Annotated in this window: 14 protein-coding genes and 5 pseudogenes; 9 read left to right on the top strand and 10 right to left on the bottom strand. The window is 56.3% G+C overall.

What is annotated here, in order from left to right:
• The first annotated feature begins 1 nt into the window (after position 1).
• A complete protein-coding gene (locus tag Tal182_RS26285; RefSeq protein WP_085861406.1) occupies positions 2 to 667 on the top strand; it encodes a Crp/Fnr family transcriptional regulator in 666 nt (221 codons plus the stop codon).
• A gap of 275 nt (positions 668 to 942) precedes the next feature.
• Here the strand turns inward: Tal182_RS26285 and Tal182_RS26280 are convergent.
• Together Tal182_RS26280 and Tal182_RS26265 are read right to left on the bottom strand one after the other, a co-directional pair.
• Positions 943 to 1,128: pseudogene (locus tag Tal182_RS26280) on the bottom strand (hypothetical protein); the annotation flags it as partial.
• Positions 1,129 to 1,816: 688 nt separating this feature from the next.
• The gene (locus Tal182_RS26265) at positions 1,817 to 2,803 is read right to left on the bottom strand and encodes a nodulation protein NodZ (RefSeq protein WP_010025697.1); all 987 of its coding nucleotides are present in this window, start codon (positions 2,801 to 2,803) and stop codon (positions 1,817 to 1,819) included.
• 1,627 nt (positions 2,804 to 4,430) lie between these two features.
• On the opposite strand from Tal182_RS26265, the gene nodB reads away from it, so the two are divergent.
• From nodB to Tal182_RS26220, 8 genes and pseudogenes are all read left to right on the top strand, one after another.
• Entirely contained in the window at positions 4,431 to 5,090 is a 660-nt protein-coding gene (gene nodB, locus Tal182_RS26250) for a chitooligosaccharide deacetylase NodB (protein WP_011053465.1), read from the top strand.
• 7 nt (positions 5,091 to 5,097) lie between these two features.
• Positions 5,098 to 6,429: a chitooligosaccharide synthase NodC gene (gene nodC, locus Tal182_RS26245; protein WP_011053464.1), complete on the top strand. Its 1,332-nt coding sequence runs from the start codon at positions 5,098 to 5,100 to the stop codon at positions 6,427 to 6,429.
• Between the two features lie 15 nt (positions 6,430 to 6,444).
• On the top strand, positions 6,445 to 7,062 hold the full coding sequence (gene nodS / locus Tal182_RS26240) for a nodulation methyltransferase NodS (RefSeq protein ID WP_011053463.1): 618 nt from the start codon (positions 6,445 to 6,447) through the stop codon (positions 7,060 to 7,062).
• 35 nt (positions 7,063 to 7,097) lie between these two features.
• A pseudogene (locus Tal182_RS26235) lies at positions 7,098 to 7,301 on the top strand (carbamoyltransferase N-terminal domain-containing protein); the annotation flags it as partial.
• Positions 7,302 to 7,430: 129 nt separating this feature from the next.
• A pseudogene (locus Tal182_RS33010) lies at positions 7,431 to 7,718 on the top strand (carbamoyltransferase C-terminal domain-containing protein); the annotation flags it as partial.
• 63 nt (positions 7,719 to 7,781) lie between these two features.
• A complete protein-coding gene (gene nodI / locus Tal182_RS26230; RefSeq protein ID WP_016737487.1) occupies positions 7,782 to 8,732 on the top strand; it encodes a nodulation factor ABC transporter ATP-binding protein NodI in 951 nt (316 codons plus the stop codon).
• 3 nt (positions 8,733 to 8,735) lie between these two features.
• Entirely contained in the window at positions 8,736 to 9,524 is a 789-nt protein-coding gene (locus Tal182_RS26225; protein WP_011053461.1) for an ABC transporter permease, read from the top strand.
• Between the two features lie 34 nt (positions 9,525 to 9,558).
• Positions 9,559 to 10,146, top strand: coding sequence for a cupin domain-containing protein (locus tag Tal182_RS26220; protein WP_245344888.1), 588 nt, complete (start codon positions 9,559 to 9,561; stop codon positions 10,144 to 10,146).
• A 352-nt stretch (positions 10,147 to 10,498) separates the two neighbouring features.
• On the opposite strand, the gene nodD1 is transcribed toward Tal182_RS26220, so the two are convergent.
• The 8 genes and pseudogenes from nodD1 to Tal182_RS26180 form a co-directional block, all read right to left on the bottom strand.
• A complete protein-coding gene (gene nodD1 / locus Tal182_RS26215) occupies positions 10,499 to 11,437 on the bottom strand; it encodes a transcriptional regulator NodD1 (RefSeq protein WP_029532439.1) in 939 nt (312 codons plus the stop codon).
• Positions 11,438 to 11,605: 168 nt separating this feature from the next.
• Complete coding sequence (nolE, locus tag Tal182_RS26210) at positions 11,606 to 11,938, bottom strand: nodulation protein NolE (RefSeq protein WP_010022281.1); 333 nt, start codon at positions 11,936 to 11,938, stop codon at positions 11,606 to 11,608.
• Positions 11,939 to 12,326: 388 nt separating this feature from the next.
• Positions 12,327 to 12,996, bottom strand: a pseudogene (gene istB / locus Tal182_RS26205) (IS21-like element helper ATPase IstB); the annotation flags it as partial.
• Positions 12,997 to 13,009: 13 nt separating this feature from the next.
• Positions 13,010 to 13,304, bottom strand: a pseudogene (locus tag Tal182_RS26200) (transposase); the annotation flags it as partial.
• Between the two features lie 487 nt (positions 13,305 to 13,791).
• The gene (locus tag Tal182_RS33005; RefSeq protein ID WP_011053457.1) at positions 13,792 to 14,142 is read right to left on the bottom strand and encodes an IS5/IS1182 family transposase; all 351 of its coding nucleotides are present in this window, start codon (positions 14,140 to 14,142) and stop codon (positions 13,792 to 13,794) included.
• A 3-nt stretch (positions 14,143 to 14,145) separates the two neighbouring features.
• Positions 14,146 to 14,577 (bottom strand): IS5 family transposase, encoded by a 432-nt coding sequence (locus Tal182_RS33000; RefSeq protein WP_011053456.1) that lies wholly within the window; start codon positions 14,575 to 14,577, stop codon positions 14,146 to 14,148.
• 59 nt (positions 14,578 to 14,636) lie between these two features.
• Positions 14,637 to 15,032 (bottom strand): FkbM family methyltransferase, encoded by a 396-nt coding sequence (locus tag Tal182_RS26185; protein ID WP_011053455.1) that lies wholly within the window; start codon positions 15,030 to 15,032, stop codon positions 14,637 to 14,639.
• Between the two features lie 194 nt (positions 15,033 to 15,226).
• On the bottom strand, positions 15,227 to 17,284 hold the full coding sequence (locus tag Tal182_RS26180) for a carbamoyltransferase (RefSeq protein ID WP_011053454.1): 2,058 nt from the start codon (positions 17,282 to 17,284) through the stop codon (positions 15,227 to 15,229).
• Positions 17,285 to 18,021: the final 737 nt, after the last annotated feature.

The following is an 18,021-nucleotide window of genomic DNA, read 5'->3' as shown; positions in this document are numbered from 1 at the left end:
GATGCTATCGAGACATCCCATACTTTTGCGATCTGACCTGTTTCACGGCCTGGACAAAGCAAGGATAGAAGAACTGGCCGACACGGCTCAGTTCCAGATCTTCGCACCGGACGAGCGGATCATCGCCGAGGGCCAGCAGGCGTCGTTCGTCTATTGCGTGATGCGCGGCTTCGTGCGACTTTCGAAGTCGGAATCCGCGGGGCGCCAGGCAGATATCTGCATCTGCGAACCGGGTGAGACGTTCGGTGAATATCTCCTGTCGGCAGGCGGCTCCTACACCCACAGCGCATGGTCCGCCGACGGCGCAGAGGTCGCGTTGTTCGACCTTGTGGAGTTGCGGGCGCTTGCCGACCGGGACCCCGTCATGCGTCGCAACGTCATGCGCATCATGGCCCGGCATCTGCTCGGTGCCATGGATTGCATAGCGGGAGACCGGCTGCACACGGCTGCACAGCGTGTTGCGAATTACCTCGTCAGCCGCTGCCCGGCCTCAGCATCGCAGGCCACCTTTCGCCTGCCTTACCGGAAAAGAATTCTGGCCGGCAAACTCGGGGTTGCGCCCGAAGCCCTTTCGCGGGCTTTCGCTGCCCTCGGTCCTGCAGGGGTCGAAGTCAGAGGCAGGGTCGTCGTGGTTGACAGCGTCGATCTGCTGCGGAAGGCGTGCTGACCTCGGGGCAGGGCGATAACCGCGCCGGAATTCGACAACCGTCAATATGGCGATCGCTTGCTCCGTTATGGCCAGGCGCAAAAAAGCACCAGGACGGATTGTTTTTGTGATCTCGACTGTCTTCATCGCTTGCTTCAGGCCTTGTCCGCATCAACGGTGGCGCTGACGACACATGCGGATACCGTCGGACTGGCGGGCTTAATAGGGAAGTGCAGACGAACGGGCGCAACGAGCACCAACATGCGACGGAGAGCGTCCGGCGCTATTCTTCGAGGGGCCGTCGCGAGATAACCCATGCTGATGGTGCTTGCGAAGAGGTAGATGAACAGGCCCTTCGCGAGATAATTCTCAAGCGTGCCTGCCGCGGCAAATCCATTTTGCCAAACGAAGAAGCCCACGGCGGATCCAATTGCGAACCCCGTCGCCAAACGCGTGAGTATGAACCTGATCATGCGAGGCATGGCACCACCTCAGACTTAATCATTACAAATGGCCGGGCAACGGAAATGCTGGCTGGCCAATTGAGTTTTGTCAACGACTGGCGCAAGCCGTCATGCAAGCAGCGGCGGGAGCCGGAGACTACAACAGTGCATCTTCTGTCTTTCGCAGCCGGCGTTATCACGCCTGCGAATGCGTCGAGGCTGAGTGAGTTGCGAGTTGCAAGGACGATGGGCGCTAAGGACCTAGCGCGGCGGCGGCTTCTGTGGTCGCGCGGTTTGCCAGACGTGTCGGGATGCGGGAATAAAGAACGGCACCGGCCACGCCCACGACCGCATAGAGCACGAAATCAGCTTGATGGCGATCTGTCGACCAAGCCCGACGAACGCCCTCGCATCAGGCAGGGCGTCGGCTAAGGCGCCGACGAGGCTGTGGCGCGCGAACGTCCTCATCCCATCGGAATCGCCGACGTGCGAGCTTGCTATGCCAATGGTGCGGGTCGAGCGCACGGTGCCGTTTCCATTCACCGAAGGCGCCCAATAGCTACCCTTCACAACAATGATCCGGCAAGCCTTTGGACGCGCGAGACGCTAGGAGAAGATGCGCCCCGGCCTTGTCTCGTCGGGTGCTGCGCCCACATCGCGATCCAGTGAACACCTCTCCTCAATCCTGCGAGGGCGCCGAGAATTTGTTCAGCGGAGTGCCGGTTCATCAAGCCGGCTCATGCTCGGACGATTCATCAGTCAAGATCAAGCGAGTCGGATTTTTCAAGTCGAACTCAATAACACGTGGCACGAAGAGACGGGCATAGCGCGTAAAGGCGCTGGTCGGCGGAAAGCGAATTACCGTATCGCATCGGGCGAGAAGGTACATCTCTGTAAGAGCAGAGATACCACCGTCCACTCCCAGCGATGCACTGTGTAATGGCCCGGCCTGGGCCGCCTGGAAGCATTTCGGGATAGTGATTAGATCGGGGAACACACCGAGTAAATGGTCCCGTACCTGCGCGCTGTCCGTACACAAGAAAACCATCACAGGGCGTCGATGCGGTAGCGCTTTGGCCTTCTCGATGGCAGTGCACACCTGGCGTAAGGCCAACTCCGGATCGGCCCAGTAGGGCGTATGGTCCATTATATCTTCGCCATTGCCATGCCGTACGTGCACACCGATGATACTGCGCCCCTTGAAGTGCTCCTGATAGATGGCGTGAATACGAGCCTGAATTTCAGGTCTAAGGTTGAGGCTCTGAAATATCTGGCGTTCGGCAGCTTGGTCGCACCGCCACATTAAACAGGCATCACAGACTACCGTGTTGGCATCAGTATCGTCCTGGGCTTGAAGAAGCTCGGTCAGTTCGTCACGTTCCCGGAAAATTTGCTCATCGGGGCGGTAAACGCTCTCGATTGAGGGCTTGTTCCACCATGATGGGAAGAACGGTCCCGGAAATGAGAACTGGTTGATCTGGTCATCGCAAATAACCCGTACGCCAGCAATATCTTGAATCGGCTCGAAGAACACCGTAAAAGCGTTCGTGAAGGGTTGATTGAGATAGCAGGAGCCACGCCAATCGATGGCCAGCGTCCGCCCCGTTCGCTGTGCATAGCGCCAAGCTGCCGCCAGCGACCAGAGACAATCACCGAAACCAGTCCGCCGTCGAGAAACAACATACCGATCCCTCTTCAGGTCGCCAGCGAGCATGTTCGTTGCCTTGTTCTGGAAAAGCGCATCGGCTTAAATCCTGCTGAAATTTTGCATATCAATTCCCGGACCTGCATCAACGCTCGTGATTCCCGCCAATTTTATGCATGACCCTTCGTCGCACAGATTTACCATTTTACGCCAGACTGGAAGTTGCGGCGCCATACGCCTTTTCAGTCCGGGCATTGAAGCCGCCGCATAGCCCTCCGTCATCGTTCAGTCGTTTATCTCGCACCCGATCCAACCCATCGGCATCGCACTTGGCTCGGAGCGAGAGGCCGGAGCTTACGTTGCGGTACGGCTCATGTTGGCGCGCTTCGCCGATTCATCGAGGGTGGCGCCGATCTAGCCAATTCCCGTCCTTTCCCGCTACCTGATCTCTATTTCATGCGTCTTCTGGAGCATCCTGGGGAATCCGTAAAATCGATTGTTTGGATAATCTCCATCCGCTTGATGGATAAGTGTGGCCACCATTGCGTCACGGCTGCCACCGTGGCGGCGATGCTGGCGAGTCTCACAACTGCGGCTCGCTGGACAAGCAGTCGATGATCGTGCCGCGGCCCAGGTTGTTGATTCAGACGAGCTCGGTTACCTCCACTTGGAGGCCCATCGCGCCCGTTTGTTTTCCAAATGTGTTCCGCGCTACGACAACAGCTCGATCCATAGTCGCGTGGTCGTCACAGCATTATTGGACCGCCTGCTTTCACCTCTCGACGGTGGTCACCATCCGGGCGACAGTTATCGGCTTAGCCAAAAGCGACGCTCCGACCGTCTGCGGAAGATTGGGGCCAGTGCTCGGATCTAACGAAACGCAAACCGATGGGGTCCGTTCTTCAATTCGGCAAGTGGGACTAGTTCCTCGAGTCGTTTGACAGCCATAGCCGATCAATTCTATCCGGCGCTTTCAGGCTTCCGGAAGGTTTCAATCTGCTCCGGAGCTTTACCCAGAGTAGGTTAGAAAGCCGCCAATGCCGAGCCATGATAAGTTCGTCAAGGGAGCGACGACGGAAATCCGGCGTCAGCCACGACAACAGGCTCGGTCCGTTAGCAGGAACTGTGGCTCGAATTTTATCTATGGCGTGGATGGGTATCATCCAAACAATCGATTTTACGAATTGAATGGCATGATCCATTAGACGAGCATCTTGACGGAAATCAAGTCGTCGATGGCGCGCCAGTGGTGTAGAGGGGTCAAATGTGTGGCTTTGGAATGTAATGCTAGCATAAGCGTTCGATCAGCCCATTGCATCATCTTGCAATCGTCGATAGGTCGGGGTTCGCGACCAATCGTCACTTTGATCGCAAGATCGATCGTTTTGGCAAATCGGCAAAGATTATGAGGCCTTTGCATGCGATTTACGTGCGTTGGGAACCGTTGCGGAAAAGGAATCGCAACTCCGACCATGTCGAGGGAATTTACATTCGCACTCGGTACAGTCCGCAACGAGCCGCGTATTGACAGATTCAAACGAGGCGGTCTGGTGACCGCTATTTTGGGAAACGGCGTACGCTACACGCTGCCACACGCGCGTTTCGACCTGCGTCCACGCGCGGCGCCATCATCCTACCTTTGGGCGGCCGGTCTCCGAATGGCCACCAGGATAATTTACCGGAAAGGACGAGAGCAATGACGCACCTCGATTGCTCGTGCGAAGTGCACGGTGAGCGCGATGACGGCACTGGTCGTCACAGCGTTTATTTGACGTTCGACGACGGTCCGCATCCATTTTGTACACCGGAGATTCTCGATATTCTGGCTGAACACCGGGTGCCGGCAACATTCTTCGTCATCGGCGAGTTCCTGGCCGATCAATCGAAATTGATCCAGCGAATGATTGCAGAGGGGCATGAAGTCGCCAACCACACAATGACGCATCCAGACCTGTCTGACTGCGAACCCGACGAGGTGCAACGTCAGATACTCGAGACAAACAGAGCCATAAAAATGGCGTCGCCTCAGGCGGTGGTGCGGCACATCCGAGCTCCTTACGGCATCTGGACCGAAGAAGTGCTCAAGGCTTCGGCGAATGCGGAACTCACTGCCGTGCACTGGTCGGTAGATCCGCGAGACTGGTCTCTTCCCGGGGCCGACGCCATTGTTAATGATGTGCTGCAGTCTGTCCGGCCGGGGTCAATCGTGCTCTTGCACGACGGTTGTCCCTCCAGTGAAATGCAGCAAGGAGCTGACCACAGTCTGCGCCACCAGACTATCATGGCGTTATCTAGCATAATTCCAGCTTTGCATGATCGCGGCTTTGTATTTCGCTCGCTTCCTCGGGAGTTCTGAAGATCCGATGGATATGCTTGACACAACCAGCACTGTCGCCGTCTCGCTTTATGCACTTCTCTCGACTGCATATAAAAGCATGCAGGCCGTTTATTCTCTGCCGACCGATGTTTCATTGGCGTCCCACGGCTTGGGCGGCTTTGACGAGCTGCCCAGCGTAGATGTCATCGTGCCAAGCTTCAACGAGGATCCCCGCACGCTTTCGGAGTGCCTGGCTTCTATTGCGGGTCAGGAATACGGGGGAAGGCTGCAGGTTTACCTAGTTGATGACGGTTCCGAAAATCGCGAGGCTTTGCGACTTGTGCACGAGGCCTTCGCGCGAGACCCCAGATTCAATATTCTCCTGCTTCCCCAGAATGTCGGCAAACGGAAGGCACAGATCGCTGCGATACGCCGCTCTGCTGGAGATATGGTGTTAAACGTCGACTCCGACACGATCCTCGCATCTGATGTCATCAGGAAGCTCGTGCCTAAAATGCAAGATGCGGCTGTCGGCGCGGCCATGGGACAGTTGACGGCTCGCAACCGAAACGACAGTTGGCTGACCCGTTTGATCGACATGGAGTACTGGCTGGCTTGCAACGAGGAGCGTGCGGCACAAGCTCGCTTCGGTGCCGTTATGTGCTGCTGCGGTCCATGTGTTATGTACCGTCGCTCTGCGCTCGCTTCGCTGCTTGACCAGTACGAGTCACAGTATTTTCGGGGAAAGCCAAGCGATTTCGGTGAGGATCGGCATCTCACCATTCTCATGCTGAAGGCAGGCTTTCGAACAGAGTACGTGCCGAGCGCCATCGCAGCGACAGTCGTTCCGAACAAGCTAGGACCGTATCTGCGCCAACAACTACGCTGGGCGCGGAGCACGTTCCGGGACACGTTGCTTGGGCTGCGCCTGCTGCCCAACCTCAATCGCTTCCTTACGCTCGACGTCGTCGGACAGAACCTCGGACCGCTGCTTCTGGCACTATCAGTGCTGACGGGACTCGCACAGCTTGCATTGACGGGCACCGCGCCTTGGTTGGCAGCCCTGATGATTGTGGCCATGACGATGATCCGCTGCAGCGTTGTAGCGCTTCGGGCCCGCCAACTACGGTTCCTCGGATTCTCTCTGCATACATTCATCAATATTTTTCTGCTACTGCCCTTGAAAGCCTACGCGCTGTGCACGCTGAGCAATAGCGACTGGCTGTCGCGCAGCTCTGCTGGCAACTCGAATCAACATCCGACGGCTGATGCACGCACTACAGAATGTTCTGGACATGCGACAGCGCCTCGAAGGCTCAAGCCCGCCCGCCATCCTGCCAGGCGAACGACGTCTGACTGCATGTGCAGCGACGAGTAAGATCTATTTACCGAGGTGAACGAGTTGACACAGAGCGACAATTATCAATTGCTGAATCGGGAACTGGCTGCACCCGATCCATGGGGACTCGACGCCAATCCATTCGAGCGTGAGCGTCACACGCAAATGCTCCGCTTGGCGCTTGCCCAGGGATCCATCTCAAGTGCGCTCGAAGTGGGATGCGCTGCCGGCGCATTTACGGTGCAGCTAGCCCCCCACTGCAAACGGCTCACCGTGATCGATGTTGTGCCTCAGGCTATAGAAAGATCGCGTCGACGCATAAGGGGTTCTCCGCACATCAGCTGGATAGTCTCTGATGTTCAACAGTTTTCACCTGACGAGAGGTTTGATCTGATCGTTGTGGCGGAAGTGCTCTACTACATCGGAGGAATAGCCGAGATGAGAGGGGCTGTTCGGAATTTAGTGCGGATGCTTGCGCCAGATGGATATCTGGTTTTCGGATCGGCGCGCGACGCCAACTGTCGTCGCTGGGGCCACGTTGCTGGTGCTGAGACGATCCTCGGCATGCTGAACGAAACTTTGCTCGAGGTAGAGCGGCTTGAGTGTCGGGGTGAGTCGGTCAACGAAGATTGCTTGCTCGCCTGTTTCCGAAATCCGTTTTCTGCCTCCTAACGGCTCAACCCTCGACGTTCAGACATGGAGACACTATGCGCATCTGTGGTATCAAATTGACCCATGACGGAGCGGACGCGCTTGTCGAGAATGGGTGGCTCGCCTTCTGCGTCGAGCAGGAGAAGCGGGGCAGCAACCCGCGATATGAAACTGTCGACAATCTCGACGCGATTGGCGCCGCTTTGGCGCAACACGGTCCGGATCCACGCGTTCTTGATCAAATCATCATCGACGGCTGGGGTGCAATGCTGAAAGTTCTCTCGAATCCGTCGAGGGCTCCGGTCTCGTTCCAATGACAGGGCATTTCCCTGCAAGAACTATCCTCGTGATAGGTGCCGCGCGGCCACCGCAGCCCGTGGCTCCGCCTCGTGGCGCCGATCTGCCTGGAGGACCCGTGCGCCTTATATAGTCAGCCCTCGAACTCCGGATTGCGAAATGTTGTTTAACCATCAGACCCGGATGAGATGCCAGGACAGAATTCCGGCTGTTGTCCATCTCGATGAATCTGCACGATTTCAGACCATCCCAGGCACTCTCTCCGTGAAGGCGCCGAGCTACTCTTCGAATGTAACAAGCTCAGGGACATTCGGCTGCTCTGCAACACGAGTGCCAATTACCACGGACGAGGCGTTTTCCCGGATTCTGCTGCAGCCCTTTAATGGAGACGCAATGAACACATACGGTGCGATGGACCAGGAAGAACCCAACCAACCGAAGAAATGCCGGTCAACGGCGCCCGACGGTCAGATGAGCGCATGTTCATGACCGCAATAGATTTTTCCGACGTAAGTAAGACATATGGCGACAAGGCCGTGGTCAGCGCGCTATCGTTCCGCGTTTCCCCGGGGGAATGCTTCGGGCTGCTTGGACCGAACGGCGCGGGCAAGAGCACGATCGCACGCATGATCCTTGGCATGACAGCCCCTGATGCGGGGAAGATTACCGTGCTCGGCGTGCCGGTGCCTGCCCAGGCTCGCTTGGCGCGAAAGGGTATCGGCGTGGTGCCGCAATTCGACAACCTTGAGCCTGAATTCACTGTGCGCGAGAATCTGCTGGTCTACAGCCGCTACTTCGGCATGAATACACGCAAAGTCGAGGCGGTCATGTCGTCGCTCCTTGAGTTTGCACGCCTAGAGAGCAAGGTGAATGCGCGTGTGTCTGAACTTTCAGGCGGCATGAAGCGGCGCCTGACGCTAGCGCGTGCGTTGATCAATGACCCGCAGCTACTTGTCATGGACGAGCCGACCACCGGTCTCGACCCGCACGCGCGCCACCTGATCTGGGAGCGCCTGCGTTCCCTGCTTACGCGCGGCAAAACGATCATCTTGACCACCCATTTCATGGAAGAAGCCGAACGGTTATGCGATCGACTCTGCGTACTCGAAGGAGGTCGCAGCATTGCCGAAGGGCGTCCGCATGACCTGATCGATGAACTGATCGGGTGCGAAGTCATTGAGATCTACGGCGGCGATCCGCATGAGTTGGAATCGCTGGTCGGGCCATATGCCGATCGCATCGAAATTAGCGGCGAGACCCTTTTTTGCTATGTGTCCGACCCGGAGCAGGTGCGTGTGCGGTTACGGCAGCGCGCGGGCTTGCGCATTCTGCAGCGTCCGCCGAATCTTGAGGATGTATTTTTGCGGTTGACCGGGCGCGAGATGGAGAAGTGAACGATGGATGAAGGTTGTGCTGCGGCTCTGCCCGCCAACGCTTTTAACTGGATTGCGATATGGCGACGCAACTATCTGGCATGGAAGAAAGTAGCACTTGCGTCAATTGTTGGAAGTCTGGCCGATCCTATGATCTACCTGTTTGGCCTCGGCCTTGGCCTCGGAATTATTGTGGGTCGCGTTGACGGCACAACCTACGTTGCATTCTTGGCGGGCGGCATGGTGGCGACAAGCGCGATGACGTCTGCGACGTTCGAGACGATTTACGCGGCCTTTACGCGAATGCACGCCCAACGCACCTGGGAAGCCATGCTCTACACACAAATGACACTTGGGGACATCATCCTGGGTGAGTTGGCATGGGCAGCGAGCAAGGCATTTCTTGCCGGTACGGGAATCATAATCGTCGCCACCGTGCTAGGCTATGCGACGTGGCCATCAGTCGTCTATGTGCTGCCAATTATCATGCTCACTGGATTTGCATTCGCGAGCCTTGCGATGGTAGTCACGGCGCTTGCGCCCAGTTACGAGTATTTCATTTTTTACCAGACGCTCGTCCTCACACCAATGCTGTTCTTGTGCGGCGCGGTGTTTCCAATCACGCAACTGCCCCAGACTTTTCAGCAGGTAGCGCAGTTCTTGCCTCTAGCGCATGCGATCGACCTCATACGCCCGGCAATGCTTGGGCGCCCCGCGAGCAGCATGGGCCTGCATATAGGCGCGCTTTGCATCTACGCGCTTTTGCCGTTCTTCCTGTCGGCAGCGCTGTTGCGTCGGCGCCTGATGTCTTGACGCCACTCGCCACCACGCCAGGAGGGGTATTGCGATGCAGTGTCTTGAAAAGACCCGCAGAGCTCTGAAGATAATCATCATAGTCCGGGAACAAACGAACCCATGTCGGCGCCGGCGAGACGATGCAGGTTTTTCGCTCTGCAACTGGCCGAACTCGGAAGCAAACACCCTTCAGGAAGATCCGGCGTGTATCAGGAGAAAAGCAAATGAAGGTCATCTCAATCGCTACGGCGCTCTTTGCTCTGGCGTGTCCCGCGAACGCGTTCGAAAACAAAGCGGTCGCGGCTACGCTTATCTTAAGGACCGATCGTACGATTGCCGGTCAGCCCATCATCGTTCCACGGAAGGATGTCGAGGTCATCGCTTCGATTATGAGATTGCGCCCGGTGCGACGTTACCAATTCATCAGCATCGCTATCAGCGCTATGGCTATGTGCTTTCGGGGGAGATCACGGTCACCAATACAGAATCTGGGAAAGAAAGCATTTTCACGGCAGGGGATTTTATCGTCGAGTCCTGGGGCATATGGCATAAAGGGGCGAACAACGGCACCGAGCCGGTAAAGCTGCTCGTGATCGATCAGGTGGAAAAGGGCAGTGAGAATGTTCTGCCGCAAAAATAAAGACGTTGAGGTATTACCGGAGGGCAATCTGGCGCCACGGCTCGGATGTGGTGAACCCGTCCCATATTAGGGGTTGGTTTGCCGCTCCTTGCTAATGTCGATTGGAGCTGCGTGAACCTTCGACTTGCGTCGTCGACAAACTGTCGAGGAGGTTGTTTCATTGGTCGGCTGAACGGCGGGCGTAGGAGAGCATCTGTCCAGTTCCTCCATACTTGGTCGTCAGTCAGCGCGGCTGTTGGGCCAGCGGCGACAGGATCATCGATCATCCGTGAGACTGTAGCGGCGGCGTTTCAAAGAGGCTCCTCATTCCGACGCCATGAATCACGCCGAACGACAAAACCACGAAAGAATGCTAGGAAATCCTGAGACGTCTCATTACCTCATGGGGCGAAGGCATGCGGGATGCTTCCTGGCATAGCACGTCCCGCATCCAGAGGCTTGCCTGATCACTATTGTGAAGCGCGGGCCATTGGAGGGCCTGTGTGAACGCGGGCAAAGGTAGCGGAAGGTCAGCGATCCGCAGGGGTATTGTCTTTTCGAGCTGCTTGACCAGGCGTAAGGGCATTGTCGCTATGCGCTCGGTCCCTGAAAGCATGAACGGAACCATGCTGAAGCCCTGCACGACTACTTCGACATGTCTCTTAAGCCCGTGCCCAAGCAAACACCATTCCTCGATGGAAGCAGCGTTCCCAAACTTCACCACAACGTGCCCCATCGACATATACCTCTCGAGTGTAAGTTGCTCCGAGAGTAGCTTGTTCGAGCGGCAGCCCACGCACACGAGGGTCTCCTCGAATAACGCCACCTTAGGATGTGCGCGCGACATGAGCAATTCCGGAAAGATGAGAAAATCGGCGTCACCGCGCCGCAAGTAATCATCGTAGTTATCGGCGATCGGCAGCAACTCGAAGCTGACGGCGGGCGCTTCTCGGGCGACACGCGTCACGACCTTTTCAAAAAAAACGAGTGCGGCGTAATCGGAAAGAATGACTCTGAAGCAGCGATCCGATTGAGCAGGGCAAAACGGATCCCAGGATATGATCGAAACCTGGATGTGAAGCAGAGCCTCGCGGACCGAAGGCGCGAGCCGCTCCGCACGCGGGGTTGGAACGAGTTCGCGACCGACCATGGTAAAAAGGTCGTCATTGAAATAGGTGCGTAACCTGCCGACGGCCGCGCTCATGGCCGGTTGGCTCAAGTTGATGCTGCGCGCTGCCGCCGTGAGATTACGCTCGGTCATCAAGGCGTCGAGTGCGACGAGGAGATTCAGATCAAGGCCCTTGAACCGCATGTCTTCATCCATAGCGAGGTGGCGAGATAAAAGGTGAAAAGGCTTGGTCTCGCAGTGTGCGCCGCCACGAGAGATCAGCAAGCAAAGGGTCGCCTAAAATTGAGAAAGTATCGATGTTCCAGCCGCCGTGGCTTTGATGGTCTTACTGCTACCTTCAACCGACACGATTCAGTGGTGCCTGATCATTCTGGCGAGTAGCAGTGTTTTCCGCGGATAAAGGTTTCGGTCTGCGACGTCGATCACTTCGGCGCCTTCAATATGTACTTCGGGGGGTAAGACGCACTCGTAGCACTCACCTTCTTCGGCAGGAGTATCTTGGCAATTGAAGTCTTGAGTGTGCTCCGCTGAATGGGCTTTGTCAGCACCATTCAGGTTTGCGCGGGGGTCACTTGCCGCCGGGCCACAATCTTGGTTACGATCATCTGCTGCAAGTGACGGCCCGGCCCGCAATGTCAATGCGAGCAACGCTGCAACGATGACGTAGTAACCAATAACCTTCATGAGACGTTTCCTTTCTTCGACTAAGGCCAGGCGATACCAGGTAGGATTGATGCCATTCCCGCCGCCAGTGCTTCGGGGCTACAGGCGTTGTTGGATTGGTTGAGAGCCTTTCAACGGATCATACCCGGTGGAGTGGAGACGGCCGTCTATGGAGCATCCGCGAAAATTGGTGAAATCTATTGTTTAAATGCGAGTCATCCATTTGATGCATGTAGACGACGTCTTGCCTGCCCGAGCCAACAAGTGTCGCCAAACCCACTGTTTTCAGGGGCGCCTTTTCACCCAGTCCTTCTATCCTCAGTGGGCTTGCGCATGTCGTTGCCGCCATCCCCTTCATCCGGGATAGCAAAGGGCGCCGCGTGCGGGAGGGACACCCCTGCGTCTCCCGTCAGGCTACGACATTTTGTTCGATCGGCTGCCTTGTATGGAGAAGACCGGATTCCTGACGTTTCAGTGTCATCGTTTGCAATGAGATAGAGGTAATGGCCGCAAGCCGGCTGGGTCGACCACGTTTAGCTTCCATCGCGGAACGTCGCCATTAGCTTTCGACGTTCATTTCGAATGATCGTAGCGTGATGAACAAGTCGGTCTACCGCGGCAAGCGTCATGGCCGGGTCCGGAAAGACGAGGTTCCATTCTCCAAAGGGCTGATTGGCGGTGATGATGATGGACCGCCGCTCATATCTTGGGAGATGAGTTCGAAGAGCACGCGGGTTTCGGCCTGGTCCTGGTGACGTAGGCCAGGTCGTCGAGGATAAGCAGATCGAACTTGTCGAGCTTTGCGACGGCGGATTCGATCTGGAGTTCACGCCGTGCGACCTGCAGTTTCTGGACGAGGTCGGTCGTGCGAGTGAACAGCACCCGCCAACCGTTCTCGATCAGCGCGAGGTCGAGGGCCGCGGCGAGATGGCTCTTTCCGCCGCCCGGCGGACCGAACATGAGGATATTGGCACCTTTCGCGACCCAGCTGTCGCAGCGGCAATGGCCATGACCTGGGCCTTGGAGACCATAGGGACTGCATCAAAATCAAAGCTGTCGAGCGTCTTTTCCGGTGGCAGGTTTCGCCTGGGCAAAATACGCCGACGCTTTGCGCAGAATCTCGTTGGCCTGACGAAGCTCGCGGCTCTCCCGCTCAAGAGCATTCATATTCTCGGCGACATCGTTCGGCCGGCCTGCTCGCTTACCGCTATCGACCTCGGTCTTCTTCACCCATTCGTGCAGCGTGCGTGGCCGGCGAGCAGCCGATCTTGGCCGCGATAGATGAAACGGCAGCCCACCGCGCGGGGTGCTCGGCTTCGTGATCCAGCACCATGCGGATGGCACGCTCACGGACTTCAGGCGAGAATTTGTTCGTTGTCTTGCTCATATCGGCTCCAATCTCTCATGAGTTGAAGCCTCCGGCAAACTCGGCGCGGTTCTTGAATCCCAAAAAGGGAACCGGCTATAGGCTTGTGTTTTTAAGCAAAACGTCACCCTCCACTCCTAGGTCCTGTTGACAAAGTCAGCAGTGATAATGCGATAAGATGGCTCCTAACGGAGGATTTGATGTCTGGAGCTGATCGGGAAATACGACTTCGACTTAGTGTGCAACGCGCCTTGCTCGGGGCCGTATCATCGACGCTCGCCGCCGTTACGTGTGGCTGGAGTGGCAACGAGATTGTCCTCGAATTCTTGGTCGATCCCGATTTCAGCGATGATGACCGCGAACGCATGGAGGTAGTCGCATCCGAGGTCATCTCGGATTTCGGTTATGAAACAATAATGACTGTCTTCACATCCCCACCATCGGATGGACCGAAGGTTCCGGTTGATAGGCGATGGTGGGCTTACAGGCGATTTGAGCCATTGCTGGGCTAAAGGCGTTCCATGAAGTGCGGCAGCCAGATTTTTGCGGCGGCCAGCAAAAGGAACGCTTCGAAGGAAGTTCGGGTCTTGTCGTAACGGGTGGCAATCCGTCGGAACTGTTTGAGCCGGTTGAACATTCGTTCGATGCGGTTGCGGTCTTTATAAACTTTGAAGTCGCAGGAAGGCGGGTCTTTCCGGTTCGCTTTTGGCGGAATCACGGGCCGAATGCCGTGGATCAGCAACTCTTCGCGGGCGGAGTCGCCGTCGTAGCCCTTGTCAGCAAGGAATGATTTAGGTTTGCCAACGGGTATGGTAAGAAGCGCTGGAACGGCGCTAGCTATAATTAGAAGCCTCGCCACCTGTCAGGACAAAGCCGAGAGGACGTCCCTGACCGTCTGCGCGGGCATGGACTTTTGTCGTAAAGCCGCCGCGTGATCGACCAAAACCCTCCTTATAAGTCCCCCTTTAGCGCCCGCAGCCTGCGAATGGCCGCGAACCGTGGTGCTGTCAATCATATGTTGCCAGTCATCGGTCAATCCAAGTTCGACAAGCGTTTCCAGAAGTGCGTCCCAAACACCTTGTTCGGCCCAGCGGCGGAAACGAACATAGACCGAATTCCACTTTCCATATCGCTCGTGCATATCGCGCCACGGACAGCCGACGCGCAGAACATGGAGCATCCCGTTAAAAAAGCGGCGGTTGTCGTGGGATGGCCGAGACTTGCGACCACGCTCGGTCGGCAATAGCGGTTCGACAATCCGCCATTCCTCATCACTCAAATCGCCTCGTGCCATAGCTGCTTCCTAAAAAGCAGTCTTGAATCACGCCTAGGCTGATTTGGGAATCCACTTTGTCAACAGGACCTAGTCTCAACCGAAATCGGAGGGTCAAACCGAACCCACTCGTACTCAGAAAGATGGTTCTTGGGACGGCGTATCGAGCCCGAGAGATCCCATTCCTTAGCGCTGTCATTGCCATTGCTGGGATGAAACTCGATCATCCCGTTTCGGTCGCTGATCGCAACCTCGGATAGCCTCATCCGATCCCGATCAGAACCCATTTTCTCCTTGAAGCGTGCAGCGGCTCTGGGGTCTGGCTCAAAGCAATAGAGCTGGGCGCTCGGAAGAAGGCGCAGAAAGCGTTGAGCATCGCTTCCGTCATTGCACCCAATGTCAAAGATTACAGGGTTAGGCTTATCGAGAAGCGAAACGATCTGTCGATGTACGTTTAACTCACACACCGGATCCATCACAGTCTCCTTAACTTTTCGAAGTGCCCCTGCTGAACGAGCTCGGACAGGATATCACTGAAATACCGAGCCATTTGGCCCTTCTTTCGACATGGTTGTTGACGCGTCGCCGTGCGATTAGGTGGGCACGGCGCATTGTCGGTCGCGGGCTTTGCTATTCGCGAGTTTGTTTGGCGTAACGACGCGACCCCAAGCTATGCTGAAAGCCCACTAGTCACCGAGGCCTCAGCGGGGACGGATACCTGTGATTTGCGGCCACGTACCGGGCTTAAGCATATGCAACGCTGCTCCCAAATCTGCCGAAGTTCATTTAGGAAAGTCTCACGACTACCTGAAACAGGCGCGATTCCATCCAAAATGTCGCCAACCAGGGCTTCTCCCTCAATCCTAATTAGCTGTTCAAACAACTCCGGTGAAATACGCACGGCCTGCAGGCTGGAGGCGCCTGTGCGGATCTCACATACAGTCTCTTGCCGATCCAGGGTGGAATATGCACGCGCCTGATGGAGACTTGCGTAAGGTGGCAAGGAAACTGCTAGTTTATTCCACTCCTCCATCGTTGAGATTCGCTTCTTGACGAGAAATGGACCGATCACAAGTGCATCCAGGTCGGTCGTCAAAAAAGTCGTTACGGCATCCCTAACCGAATCCACTACCGGCTCGGCGTTGTTGTTAAACGACGTGTTGAGCAAGATCGGAACGCCGGTTCGCTTCCCGAAAGCATTGATTAGCTCCCAATATGCGGGATTTGTCTCGCGTGACACTGTCTGCAAACGAGCCGTACCATCTACGTGCGTGATGGCGCCTAGCGAACTACGCTTGGGTTCGCGCACAGACACTACGAAATTCATAAAAGGAAATTTGCGCAAGGTACCTGGCAGATCAAAAAATTCCACGGCGTCCTCCTCCAATACCGAGGGAGCAAATGGGCGGTAGCCTTCCCGCTTCTTGACCATCATATTAATTCGATCCTTGTTTGACGCCGGCCTCGGATCAGCAAGAATACTCCGGTTGCCTAGCGCCCGTGGACCGAACTCCGAACGCCCCTGCACCCAGGCGATCACGGCGCCATCCGCAATCCATTCGGCTGCTTTGCCTGTCACGTCATCACTCCGTTCAATTTCGAGATGCTGGCCCCAAGCAAAAAGTTCCTCCTCCACGCTTCCTTCGCTCTCCAGGTCGGGTCCCCAATAGACGTTTTGCAAACGCTCACGAGGTGCCGGATGCCCCAGATCATGAGACGCCATCAATGCGGCGCCTAGTGCGCAGCCAGCGTCATGGGCAGCCGGTTGCACGAAGATGTCGTCAAACATCCCCGAGTACAGCAGCTTGCCATTCAAAGTGCAGTTGTGAGCCACTCCTCCGGCCAAACACAGTCGTTCGATGCCCGTAACCTTGGTGTAATGCCGTAGGACGTGGAACACGATCCGTTCCAGTGCTTCCTGCAGTGAAGCACTCACATCTTTATGCTGCTGCGTGAACGGCATGCCTTTCTGGCGTATTTGAATGTTACTGAGCAACGTAGGACCAACTCGGTCGAGATGGACCCGATAACCACCGTCGTCTAGGAGTTCGTAAAATTGTTCGAAGATCTCGCGGTACGAAGCGGGATTGCCGTAAGGTGCCAGACCCATGATCTTATATTCATCGAACGCGCCATAACCTAGGTAGCGGATCGTTTCCAAGTATAGCAGCCCTAGAGAATCATTCTCCGGAAATGTCACGAGTGGCTCAATCTCCGTGCTGGAACCAATCGCCAAAAGCCCCGAAAGAAAGTCTCCACCGCCGTCAATTGAGAGGACCAAACTTCGCTCGAAGCCCGACATGAAAAACGAGCTCACCGCGTGCGACATATGGTGGCTCACGAACGACACACGTGAGGGATCAATTTCGGCACCAAATTCTTGCCCGAGTAATCCGCACAACAACAGTCTCGCGTCCGGTATTGGGGTACTTGGGTGAGAGAGGCGCACGCGCTCGAGCACAGCGTTGCAATAGGCCTCGGTCGCATAATACGCGATGCGGTCGATGTCGCTCAGGTGAACACCTGCAGATGCGAGGCAATATTGAATCGAACGCGTTGGTAACTTGTTGGAGTGCTTGATCCGGTTAAGGCGCTCCTCCTCGACCGCCGCTATCACTCGCCCGTCGCGAACGAGAACCGCAGCCCCATCGTGCATAAAGGTGTTCGGTAGATCGAACGAATTTTCGTAGACTCTGCTTAGACCGCCACTGAGCCCTAGACACAGCATGTTGCTCTCCAGTTCGTTTCGAAAGGTAGGTCGCTCTGGTCTGGCCACCGGCTTTCGCAGTTTCATAGGGTGGCGCTTGACAGTGCAGCTAGAGCTCACGGGTCGAAGCCGAAATCAGATCGTGACCGGATCGGTGAGATTGCCGACAATCGGCGCTAACAGAGCCCCAGACCGAAGCATTTGCGGCAGTAACGCCGCGTAACGTATCCACATTACCCAGTCCTTCATCTTTCCGCCCGACAGCCACAACGACGTTTGGTGGTCGCTGCAAAGGTCGCAGACCGTATCCTTGCAGCGGCGAGTGCGCCTGCGTTGGCTCCGAGGCATAGCACACAGAATTCCGCCGCCGGCCTCCGTCATTCGCATATGCGCCAGTACCGAACTCAGCTCCCACGCGGTGGGGCCGCCATTGATAATCACGTCGAACGGCGCCCACGGCGTGAGAACCGATCTGCAACAAACGCTAGAAGGGGAAGCAGTAGAAAGATGACCAGCGCGCGGTGAAGACGAATAGGAGGCGGCATCGACCGGGGCAAAAGTGCGTCCCGTGAGAGCCCACTGAAACGTCGAGAAGCAACGACCAAGATTCTACCCGATCACGTCGAGCGCAAGATAACGATCGAGACCAGGCAGCAGACCGACTGCCTCATCTCGTTTTCCCAGCACAGTCTCCACGGCACCCGAGGACCCATTTTAAGAACTCCGAATTACGGCTTTTACAAAACGCTTCTTCAGCG

This window comes from Rhizobium sp. TAL182, from assembly GCF_002117725.1.
Classification (GTDB): domain Bacteria; phylum Pseudomonadota; class Alphaproteobacteria; order Rhizobiales; family Rhizobiaceae; genus Rhizobium; species Rhizobium esperanzae.
The sequence above is the reverse complement of the archived record's forward strand: the minus strand, read 5'-3'. Positions and strand labels throughout refer to the sequence as shown.